General features: G+C 70.6%; 13 protein-coding genes. 4 read left to right on the plus strand and 9 right to left on the minus strand.

Translation table 11 applies throughout. The features are described from left to right. Nucleotides 1-29 precede the first annotated feature (29 nt). Nucleotides 30-869, minus strand: coding sequence for a helix-turn-helix domain-containing protein (locus AOK17_RS33710; protein ID WP_055616378.1), 840 nt, complete (start codon nucleotides 867-869; stop codon nucleotides 30-32). 115 nt (nucleotides 870-984) lie between these two features. On the opposite strand from AOK17_RS33710, the gene AOK17_RS33715 reads away from it, so the two are divergent. Beyond that, the gene (locus tag AOK17_RS33715) at nucleotides 985-1,212 is read left to right on the plus strand and encodes a hypothetical protein (protein WP_055616379.1); all 228 of its coding nucleotides are present in this window, start codon (nucleotides 985-987) and stop codon (nucleotides 1,210-1,212) included. Beyond that, complete coding sequence (locus AOK17_RS33720; protein ID WP_055616380.1) at nucleotides 1,209-1,409, plus strand: hypothetical protein; 201 nt, start codon at nucleotides 1,209-1,211, stop codon at nucleotides 1,407-1,409. Before AOK17_RS33715 ends, AOK17_RS33720 begins: the two co-directional genes overlap by 4 nt. 17 nt (nucleotides 1,410-1,426) lie before the next feature. On the opposite strand, the gene AOK17_RS33725 is transcribed toward AOK17_RS33720, so the two are convergent. The 3 genes from AOK17_RS33725 to AOK17_RS33735 form a co-directional block, all read right to left on the minus strand. Beyond that, nucleotides 1,427-2,077 carry a uridine kinase family protein gene (locus AOK17_RS33725; RefSeq protein ID WP_055616381.1) on the minus strand — a complete coding sequence of 217 codons (651 nt, stop codon included), beginning with the start codon at nucleotides 2,075-2,077 and terminating at the stop codon, nucleotides 1,427-1,429. Between the two features lie 49 nt (nucleotides 2,078-2,126). Next, entirely contained in the window at nucleotides 2,127-2,933 is an 807-nt protein-coding gene (locus AOK17_RS33730; RefSeq protein WP_055616382.1) for a DUF899 domain-containing protein, read from the minus strand. An 81-nt stretch (nucleotides 2,934-3,014) separates the two neighbouring features. Then, nucleotides 3,015-3,680 carry a nitroreductase gene (locus tag AOK17_RS33735; protein WP_055616383.1) on the minus strand — a complete coding sequence of 222 codons (666 nt, stop codon included), beginning with the start codon at nucleotides 3,678-3,680 and terminating at the stop codon, nucleotides 3,015-3,017. A 181-nt stretch (nucleotides 3,681-3,861) separates the two neighbouring features. On the opposite strand from AOK17_RS33735, the gene AOK17_RS33740 reads away from it, so the two are divergent. After that, the gene (locus tag AOK17_RS33740; protein WP_055616384.1) at nucleotides 3,862-4,512 is read left to right on the plus strand and encodes an FMN-dependent NADH-azoreductase; all 651 of its coding nucleotides are present in this window, start codon (nucleotides 3,862-3,864) and stop codon (nucleotides 4,510-4,512) included. A 24-nt stretch (nucleotides 4,513-4,536) separates the two neighbouring features. On the opposite strand, the gene AOK17_RS33745 is transcribed toward AOK17_RS33740, so the two are convergent. Further along, nucleotides 4,537-5,025, minus strand: a complete 489-nt coding sequence (locus tag AOK17_RS33745) for a MarR family winged helix-turn-helix transcriptional regulator (protein ID WP_055616385.1) — start codon at nucleotides 5,023-5,025, stop codon at nucleotides 4,537-4,539. Between the two features lie 335 nt (nucleotides 5,026-5,360). Here AOK17_RS33745 and AOK17_RS33750 point away from each other — a divergent pair, with 335 nt between their 5' ends. Continuing rightward, entirely contained in the window at nucleotides 5,361-6,869 is a 1,509-nt protein-coding gene (locus AOK17_RS33750) for a subtype B tannase (protein WP_055616386.1), read from the plus strand. A 15-nt stretch (nucleotides 6,870-6,884) separates the two neighbouring features. Here AOK17_RS33750 and AOK17_RS33755 read toward each other — a convergent pair whose 3' ends face one another. The 4 genes from AOK17_RS33755 to AOK17_RS33770 all read right to left on the minus strand — a co-directional run bounded on the left by AOK17_RS33755 (nucleotide 6,885) and on the right by AOK17_RS33770 (nucleotide 10,073). Continuing rightward, on the minus strand, nucleotides 6,885-7,472 hold the full coding sequence (locus tag AOK17_RS33755) for a hypothetical protein (protein WP_055616387.1): 588 nt from the start codon (nucleotides 7,470-7,472) through the stop codon (nucleotides 6,885-6,887). A 30-nt stretch (nucleotides 7,473-7,502) separates the two neighbouring features. Further along, nucleotides 7,503-7,994 (minus strand): HIT family protein, encoded by a 492-nt coding sequence (locus tag AOK17_RS33760; RefSeq protein WP_245697548.1) that lies wholly within the window; start codon nucleotides 7,992-7,994, stop codon nucleotides 7,503-7,505. A gap of 44 nt (nucleotides 7,995-8,038) precedes the next feature. Then, a complete protein-coding gene (gene murQ / locus AOK17_RS33765; protein WP_055616388.1) occupies nucleotides 8,039-9,010 on the minus strand; it encodes an N-acetylmuramic acid 6-phosphate etherase in 972 nt (323 codons plus the stop codon). A 145-nt stretch (nucleotides 9,011-9,155) separates the two neighbouring features. Beyond that, nucleotides 9,156-10,073, minus strand: coding sequence for a MurR/RpiR family transcriptional regulator (locus tag AOK17_RS33770; protein WP_055616389.1), 918 nt, complete (start codon nucleotides 10,071-10,073; stop codon nucleotides 9,156-9,158). Between the last annotated feature and the right edge of the window lie 45 nt (nucleotides 10,074-10,118).

Here is a 10,118-nt window from a genome sequence, read left to right on the forward strand (position 1 = left end):
CGCCGCTGTACGTCGACTTGCGCCAGGTGTCAGGGGTGTTCCTCATGGGAGTAATCCTGCGCCATCGTCCCGATGAGGGCCAGGGAACTGTCCGGCGACAGTGCGCAGGCCGTGAGCAGTTCGAAGCTGCGCCGCTGTTGCTTGACGGTGAGGGGGTCGTCTTCCAGTCGGCCGGTTCCGACCGCTTCCAGGAAGAGCAGTGGTGGAGCGTCATCGAAGTCCATCAGCTTGATCGAACCCTCCATCGACGCATGCGCACCGGCTCCGAACGGGATGACTTGCACGATGGCCTGGTTGCGGCGCGCCACGGCGACGACGTGGCGCAGGGCTTCCGCCATCACTTGGCGTCCGCCCGTCACGCGGCGCAGTGCGGCCTCGTCGATCACCACCCACAACAACGGTTCTGTTGGACCGCCGAGAATGCGGGCTCGGTCCATCCGGAGCGTCACCATCTCGTCGAGCTTCGCGTCCGATGCCGTCGGTCGGTACGCACGGAACACGGTCCGCGCATACGCAGGAGTCTGGAGCAGTCCGGGGATCAGCAGAGGCGCGTACTGTCTGATCGCCGTGGCCTGCTCCTCCGCTTCCACCGCGTCGGCGAAGTGCTCCGGATGCTTCGACTTGGCTGCCGCCTTGCAGTTCCGTGCGAAGAAGTCCGCCGTCTCAAGGGCGTCGTCAAGCATGCGCGCGTACTCCGCCTGCATCCGACGAGTCCCCGCCTCCAGCTGGCCGATGAAGGACCCGCTTACGAACAGCCTTTGGCCCAACTGCTCCTGGCTGAGCCCCTTCTTCTCGCGCGCGTGTCTCAGTTCCGCGCCCAGCAGCGCGCGAGGTGAGGAGGACGGGTCAAGGTCCTTCGATCCAGGCATGTGCAACTCCCTGTCCGACAGGAGGTGTTGTTGGGGCGCCGTCTCTGGCCAGGTTAGAGCCGGGACGGCCACGCTGTGTGGTGAACGTGAACACTCAGAGTGGAGGCAGGGCGCGATGGAGATGACGTCGAGTCAGCGGGTGCGGTCGACGGAGGACGTGGTGGCGTGCCTCCGGGCGGCCCTGGAGGGGGCGGGCGTCGCGCTGCCGTCGCTCGGCGTCGACCCGGTGACGGCGGCCACCGGTGAACCGTACGCACTGGTGGAGCTGGGGCGTTGCAACGTACGGACGGCGGTCCGGCTGGCCGACGCGCTGCGCGGGGCGGCGGCGGGTGGGGACACGTGAGCCGGGAGTACGCGGTCGACCTGCGCGACGGTCGGGTCGGGCAGGTCATGGGGCGCGAGGGCGGCTACGTACAGCTGCGGCCCGTGGGTGGCGGGCGGGAGTGGGACTGTCCGCCGGAGGCGGTCGGCGAGGCTCCGGTGGGGGAGGTGCTGCGGGCCCGGGTGCGGCGGCTCAACTGGGAGGGGCGGCTGCCGTGACCGGGCGGGCGGCCGGACTACGGGCCCGTCGGCGGGGCGACGACCAACTCCGTGTCCGGGTCGTGGGCGGTCCACGGAGGGCCGGCGACGATCAGGGTGGCCCGGGCCCACGGCTGTTCCCGCAGCATGAACGGCAGTTCCTCCAGGAGCCAGTTGGCCACGTGCTCCCGCTGTTCGGGGGAGTCGCCGTCGCGGACGGTCAGCAACCGCTCCTGCTCGTCGAGGTCGCCCTGCATCCACACCGAGGCGTCCAGCCACGGGGCGAGCTCCTCGCGGATGATGCCGGTGCCCTCGACCCAGATGACGTCGGCACCGGCGGGGACGGTGATCGATCCGGGCCGGTCGTGGGTGATCCAGGGGGTAGGGCGGAAGTCCACCGACTCACCCCGGTGCAGGGGTTGTAGGACGTTCTCCGCGAGCGCGGCGCCCCAGTCGAAGCAGGCGTGGTTCCAGGCGACGTCGTCGGTGTGCACGACGGCGGAGTCGGGCACCGCCTCGCGCAGCCGCTCGGCCAGGGTCGTCTTGCCGGCGCCGCCCCGGCCGTCGATCGCGATCATCCGGGGACGTCCGGTGACGTCGGGCGATGCCTCGCGCAGCTGCCGGACGGCGTCGCGCACGGTCACCACCCGCCAGCCGACGGCCTCGGTCTCGCCCGGATGCAGCCGCATCGACAACCCGCCTCACACGTCCCGTCTGACACGTCCCGTCTCAGACCTCTTACTCGTCGTCCTCGTCGTACTCGTCCGGGATACGCATCCCGGGGCCGCCGACCTCCATGCCGCGCGGGGTCGCGCGGTCCTTCGGCTCCTCCCAGGCCTCCTGGCGGCCGAGCGCGGTGAGGTCGAGCCAGCGGTAGCCGTTGTGGAACTCCTCGATGCCACGGCCGAAGGTCGAGTAGGTGTGGAACACCTCGTCGCCCACCCGCAGGAACGCGCTGATGCCCGGCCAGTCGCCGCGCATGCTCTCCGACCAGGGCATTCCGGCCTCGGCGAGTTCGGCCTCGGTGCGGTGGAAGACCTGGACCGGCGCGACGCGGTCGTCGACCGTCGCGTGGAAGTCGAAGTTGAAGTCGCCGCCGGCCGAGGAGTACCAGGGGAACGTCCAGCCCATCCGCTCGCGGTAGGCGGCGAGTTTCGCGTAGGGCGCGCGGCTCACCGCGGCCAACGTCGTGTCGCGGGCGTGCAGTTGGCGCAGTCCGGCGATGCCGTCGGCGGCGGAGGAGCAGCTCGGGCAGCCGGTGTCGCGGGGGTGCTCGGTGCCGTCGGCGTCGATGTCGTACGTCCACATGAAGTGGTGCATGACCAGCTGGGGCCGACCCTCGAACAGGTCGAGCAGGGACACGGTCCCGTCCGGGCCCTCGAAGGTGTACGGCTTGTCGACGCGGACCATCGGCAGGCGCCGCCGGTCGGTGTTCACCCGGTCGCGTGCCCGGGTGAGCTCCTTCTCCTTCGCCAGCAGTTCCTCGCGGGCCGCGAGCCACTCCTCGCGTGACACCACCTCGGGCAGGTTCCCCATCGTCGCCATCGCGGGCCGCCTCCCAGCTGCTCTCGCCATTGCTCTTGCCACTGCTCCTGCTACGGCTCTGTGCTCTCGTCCGACTCGGACTCAAGCCTCGACGAACACGACCGTCTCGTCGAGCGGAGCCCGGCCCGTACGGGTGTATCCCAGTGTGGTGTCCTCGAACCCGATCGACATGCCACAGAAGAGGGTGAGCTCGTCCGGGGGTGACAGAACCTCCGCGACGGTCCGGTGGTACTTCGCCCACGCCATCTGCGTACAGCTGTGCAGCCCTTCGGCGCGGAGCAGCAGCATGACGGTCTGCAGATACATGCCGACGTCGGACCACTGGGCCGGGCCCAGGTCGCGGTCGATGTAGCAGAACAGCGCGGCGGGCGCGCCGAAGCACTCCCAGTTCGCGGCGGCGGCCCGCTGGCGCGCCTCCAGGTCCTCGCGCGGAATGCCGAGCGAGCCGTAGCGCTGCTCACCGAAGGCGGAACGGCGTTCGCGGTACGGGGACTTCAGCTCGGGTGGGTACATCTCGTACTCCGGCTCGTCCCAGGGGTCGCCCGCGGCCAGGCGCTCACCGGCGCGCTTCTTGAGCCCGGCCAGCGGACCGTCGGTCAGCACGTAGGCGTGCCACGGCTGGAGGTTCGACGCGGACGGCGCCCGGGCCGCCGTGGACAGTACGCGCTCCAGTGCCTCCCTCGGGACATGCCGGTCGGTGAACTCGCGCACCGCCCGTCGGCTCGTGACCGCCTCATAGACGTCCAAGGCCGCCTACCTCCCATCTGCCCGCCGCCGCTCGACGGCATCTTTTCCGTCTCGGTCCACTTCTCGATTTACGTATCGACCACGACGGTATCATTCGATACTGTCTCGTGTTTAACTGTCTCCGAGTACGAATCCTCTGCCCCGGCTCCCCGCCCGGGCCCCGCATCCTTGGAGAAAGCGCATGACCACGCTGCTGCACATCGACTCGTCCGTGCTCCCGGGCGAGGCGTCCTCGTCCCGTTCGGTCGCGGACGCCTTCCGCAAGGCATGGGAGGAGCAGCACCCGGAGGGCAGGGTGATCCACCGCGACCTCGCCGCCGACCCGGTGCCGCACATCACCGCCGCCGCCTGGTCCGCCGGCTTCACGGACCCGTCCGAGCGCACGCCGGAGCAGGCCGCCGCGTTCGGTGAGCGCGTGCGGCTCATGGAGGAGCTGGAGCGGGCGGACGCCGTCCTGATCGGCGCGCCCATGCACAACTACTCGATCCCGTCGACCCTCAAGGCATGGCTGGACAACGTGTTCCTGCTCGGCCGTACGGCGGGCGAGGCCCCCTCCGCCCAGGGCACCCCGGTCGTGGTCGTCGCCAGCCGTGGTGGTTCCTACGCGCCGGGCACCCCGCGCGAGGGCTTCGAGTTCGTGCAGAACTACCTGGAGGTCGTCCTCCAGGGCGCCCTCGGCCTGGACGTCGAATTCATCGTCCCGGAACTCACCATGGCCCCCAGTAACCCGGCCATGTCCGAGCTGATCCCCCTCTACGAGGTCTCGCGCGAGCGCGCCTTCAGGGACGCGACCGCCAAGGCCAAGGCACTCGCGGAACGCCTTGCCGCGTAGCCCGACCCTGGCGCGGGATCGCGCCTACGCCTCGCCGTCCGCGGGGTAGGCGAACCGGGTCAGCAGGTCCGTCAGCAGTTCGCGCTCGCCGGGCGCCAGGTCGGTGACCAGGCTCTCGGCCAGCGGCTCCGCCCCCGCGTGGGCCGCGTCGAAGAGCTCGATGCCCTGCCGTGTGATCTCCACCGCCCGCACCCGCCGGTCCTCCGGAACGGACTTGCGTACGGCGAGGCCCTTGCGTTCCAGGTCGTCGACGACCCGCATGATTCCCGCCTTGTCCGTCCCCGTCGCCGCCGCGAGGTCCCGCTGCACGGTGGGGCCGCGGTCGACCAGCACGATCAGCACGGCGAAGTGCCGCAACTCGATGCCGAGCGGCCGGAGCGCCTCCGACATCACCGCTGCCGCCCGCCAGTGCGCCTGCCGCAGCAGCAGACCGAGAGCGAAGGGCGAGGCGTCCCCGGGGCGGTCGGTCGCACGTGAGGTGGTGGTGGCGGGGCGGGGAGCGTCGGCGGTCATGGGGGCATGCTACCGCTGTTAATTCAATCGATACGGTATCGATTGAAACGATGCGTAACCCGGGGATGGGGTCCGCGCCCGCGTTCCGCGCGAGAATGCGCCAAAATTGCTGACAATTTTGTGGGCGATTCGCTCGGTATGGCGGTGGACCAGGCAGGACGTGGTGCTGGGGAGTGGTGGCCGGTTCCCTGTGCCGCGGCTGGAGGGGCACAGGAAGTCTTAAGAAATCGCTGCTGCACTGGGGTCCGTCGGCGCCCAACCGGGCGTTGGCAAACGGTTGTTGACCGTATGGGCCGTGCAGACAGGAGACGGAAGTGCAGCGTAGAGCAGTGGTCATGGGACTCACGGCAGCCGCGGCGGTACCGGCGGTCGGGTTCGCCTCCGGGGCACGGGCCGCGCAGGCCGCGCAGGCCGCGCAAGCCACTCGGGCCGGGAGCGGGACCTCCTCGGCGCCCTCGGCAGCCGCGGGACGCTCATCCCTGGTCTTCGACCCAGGCGCCTACACCGAGTCCACCATCACCATCAAGGACACCGACGGGATCGCCCACGAGGTCGTCCACCGCTTCCACAAGGTCGCCTCGTACGTGGCGAAGCCGGTCGACGCGGCGTACCAGTCCCTGAACGTCAGCGTCCCGGTGCGGATCGACGGGGTGCCCGTCGACGCCACCGACGCGCCGATCCTCCTCGCCAACGCCATCGGCGGTTACATGCCGTCGTCCGTGGCGAACAACACCGGGATCGTGGCGTCCGGCATGGGCGGCGGGACCAGCCGCCAGGCGCTGGCGCTCGCCGCCGGGTACGTCGTCGTGGAGCCGGGCGCCCGCGGCCGTACCCTCGTCGACGCCACCGGGACGTACTACGGCACGGCACCGGCCGCCATCGTGGACCTGAAGGCCGCCGTGCGGTACCTGAAGTCCAACAAGGGCCGGGTCCCGGGCAACGTGCACCGGATCGTCTCCTCCGGCGTCAGCGCGGGCGGGGCCCTGTCCTCGCTGCTGGGCGCGTCCGGCGACAGCCCGCTCTACGACCCGTACCTGAAGGCGATCGGCGCGGCCGACGCGAGCGACGCGATCTTCGCCGTCGGCGCCTGGTGCCCGATCACCGACCTCGAACACTCCGACGCGGCGTACGAGTGGTGCTGGGGCGACAACCCGCTGGGCAGCGGCGCGCAGGTCGACCCGGCCGTTTCCCGGGACCTGAAGGCCGCGTACGGCGACTATCTGGCCTCACTCGGGCTGCGGGCGAAGGGCTTCGGCAGGCTCACCGCGCGCAACCTCGACGAGTACCTGCTGAAGACCCACATTGAGCCGTCGGCCACCCGGTACCTCGCCGCCCTGTCGGACACGGACCGCGCGGCCTATCTCTCCGCGAACACCTTCATCACCTGGTCCGGCGGCCGGGCGGCCTTCTCCTGGGCCGACTTCCTCACCCATGTGGGCGCCCGGAAGAAGAACGCGCCGTCGTTCGACGGCTTCGACCTGGCCACCCCCGAGAACAACCTGTTCGGTACGGGGACGACGAAGGCACGCCACTTCACGCTCTACAGCCTGCGTCACGAGAACGGCGACAGCGCCCGTCTCGACGCCGACATCCCCGCGAAGCTCGACCTGATGAACCCGATGCACCACCTCGTCGAGGACCTCAACCGGAACCGGTCGAAGCACTGGTGGATACGCCTCGGCACCAAGGACAGCGACACCTCGCTCTCGGTCGCGGGCAACCTCTCCGCCCGCCTGACGTCCCTGGGCGACGACGTCGACACCGCCTACTACTGGGACGCCGGCCACGGCGCCGACCAGGACCCGGGCGCCTTCATCAAGTGGATCGCCGAGGTGTCGGGCTAGAGGCGCGGCGCCCGGCTAGATGTTCCCCATCGGCTCGATGTCGATCTTCACGGGGGTGCCCCAGATCCGTAGCACCTCGTAGTCGGTGAACTCGTGCACCAGTCGGTAGGCCATGCTCGGGCGGGGGCCCCGGCGCTGGGCGGCGAGATACAGCTCCGCCTCCTGTTTGTCGCGGCGGGGCGTGCCGCAGAGCTGCCAGGTCTGGCCGGTCCACAGCTCGGGGAGCCAGCGCTGCTGGGGCTGGGGCCGGTCGCCCCGCACTCCGTAACGCGACTTCGTGCGCTCCCCGATCTCGTCCGGGGCGGTCGGACGGCCCTGCGGGAACGAGTCGTTGACCTTCGAACGGCGGGCGAGACGGCGACGGGTCTCGCAGAGGAGGCACAGGTCCGGGGCGTCCTGGTCGACCGGGCCCGTGGGGTGCTCGGGGCACCGCGTGGTCGGCGCCGCCGTCGTGACGGTCTCCTCCAGCAGATCCAGAGCCCGCTTGAGATCGGCCTTCACCTCATGCAGTTTCGCGTCCTGCGTGTCGGAGGACAGGGCGTCCCCGTGCTCGCCGAGTACGCGCAGGGCGCGGCCCAGAGCGGTCAGTTGCGCGTGGTTCACGGTTCTCGTACCCCTTCCTGTTCGGCCTCCCTAGACTCCCACGTCCCACTGACAGTCCAGCTCTGCCCGCATTCGCTCGCACACCTCCGCCACCGCCTCCTCGTCCGGTACGGCGCCCGCGTCGAACATGGCCATCTGCAGGGCCGGCCCGTGTACCCCGTACAGATCGAGGTCGGCCTTCAGGGCGGGCTGCACGACGAAGTGGACATGGCCCGGTACGGCGCCCGCGTGGGACCAGAGGCAGACGTAGACCTGCTCGGGGCGGGTCACCGCGGTGACGGCGGCGGCTACCCGTCGAAGGAGCGGGCCCAGTTCGGCGGACTCGGGCGGTGTCAGGTCGGCGATGTGGAGGACGTGGCGGAGCGGTTTGACGACGAGCGTGCCCAGGCCCAGAGGGCCGACGCAGTGCTCGACGACCCACAGGGCGGTGCGGTGGACCGTCCCGCCCGGGAGGTGCTCGGTGCCGGAGGTGAGCCGGCAGGCCATGCAGGTCGTTCGGTCGGTTCCCGGCTTCCCGGTCACGGGCGTCGCTCCTTCCGGCGGACGGCGGGAGGGGAGCGTGCCGGTCAGCGGAGCGCCGCTGCCAGTGCCGCGCGCAGGTGGCCGTCGCTCTCCTCCAGGAGGCGGGTAGCCGTCGGGCCGTCCACGTTGCCCAGGATGGTGAGGATGGCGTTCTTGACCTCGCCGTCCGTTGCCGCGAGGGCCGCCTCGATCTCGTCGTCGGAGGCGCCGGTGGCGAGCGAGACGATACGGCGGGAGCGGGCGCGCAGCTTCTCGTTCGAGGCGCGTACGTCGACCATCAGGTTCCCGTACGTCTTGCCGAGGCGGATCATCGTGATCGTCGAGAGCATGTTGAGGACGAGCTTCTGTGCCGTGCCGGCCTTCAGGCGGGTGGATCCGGTCAACAGCTCGGGGCCCACGACCACCTCGATGCCGTGGTCGGCCGCCGCCGCCAGGGCGCTGTCCGCGTTGCAGGACAGGCCGACCGTGAGGGCACCGAGCGCCCGCGCGTGCTCCACCGCACCGATCGCGTACGGGGTGCGGCCCGAAGCGGAGACGCCCACGACCACGTCGTCCGCCGTGAGGTCCAGCGCGGAGAGGTCCTCCACGGCCAGCTCCGCCGAGTCCTCCGCGCCCTCGATCGACGTCGTCATCGCCGCCGGGCCGCCCGCGACCAGGCCGACGACCTCGGAGGGGTCGGTGTTGAAGGTGGGCGGACACTCGGACGCGTCCAGCACCCCGAGCCGGCCGGCCGTGCCCGCGCCCGCGTAGACGAGCCGCCCGCCGCGCCCCATCCGCTCGGCGATGGCGTCGATCGCCGCCGCGATGCTCGGCAGCTGCGCGGCGACCGCGCCCGGCACGGTCGCGTCCTCCCCGTTCATGAGCTTCGCGATGTCGAGCGTCGGCAACTGATCGATCTCGGACAACTCGGGCCGAAAGGCCTCAGTGGTCAGGCTCTCCAACTGGGCCCGCACATCACGGTAGTTGGAGGGGGAGGAGTGCGAGGGGGCGTCGGTGGCATCGGCGCTGGAGGTCATGTACGACGGCTCTTTCTGGTACGGGGTGTTCTGGTGCTGAAGTTTCGTCCGCGGGTTTCAGAGTGCCGGGGCGCCTGGCCTTTGTCTTTCAGGTGCGCGACCAGCCCCCACACACCTGCAGCTACCCACCGGCCTCGAACCGCGGCTATCGAGGTGTGCTCCGGTGACGGTGCGCCAACGCCTCGTACGACGCCGACAACGCGGGCGCCGCGGTCTCGTACGTCCTCTGCGCGACCCCGATGAACAGGCAGTCCACCACCAGCAGCTGGCTCGTCCGCGAGGACATCGCCGCCGGCCGCAGCTCGCTCTCCCGGGCCGTGGACGTGGTGAGGATGTGATCCGCGTACTGGGTGACGGGACCGTCCGGACGCCCGGTGATCGCGACCGTCGTGGCCCCGCGCTCGAACGCGACCCGCAACGGCTCGATGACATCGCCCGTCGACCCGGAGTGCGTGATCGAGATCGCCACGTCCTTGGCGCGCAGCTGCACTGCGTTCGTCACCGCGAGGTGCGGGTCGCTGTGCGCCTGGGCTATCAGACCGATCCGCAGGAGCTTCTGGGTGAGGTCCTGCGCGACCAGGCCGGACGCCCCGACGCCGTACACGTCGATACGGCGGGCGGCGGCGAGGGCGGCGACCGCCGCGCCGAGCTGGACCGTGTCAAGCCCGGCCGCCGTGTCGGCGAGCGTCTGCTGTTCGTCGTACGCGAGCTTGGCGACCACGTCCGCGATCGGGTCGTCGACCGCGATGTCGGCCGTCACGGCGGGGGCGCGGCCCGACTGCTGCTGGGCGGCGAGTCCGGCGAGGGCCAGGCGCAGGTCGCGGTAGCCGGGGTAGCCGAGGAGGCGGGCCGTACGGACGACGGTCGCCTCGCTGGTGCCGGTCAGTTCGGCGAGGCCGGTGACCGTGAGGGCCGCACAGCCGGCGGGGTCGGCGGCCACGGCCTCGGCGACGCGCTGCATGGAGCGGGTCATCGAAGGGGCGAGCGTGCGCACCTTCGCCGCGAGGGCCGCGGGGGCCGGCGGGGCTTCGCCCGCGAAAATTTCCTTCACTTCGTGGGTCACGTATGAAAGATATTTTCGCTTTGGGGGAGGGGTCAAGGGGAGAGG

This window comes from Streptomyces phaeochromogenes, from assembly GCF_001418655.1.
Lineage (GTDB): Bacteria > Actinomycetota > Actinomycetes > Streptomycetales > Streptomycetaceae > Streptomyces > Streptomyces phaeochromogenes.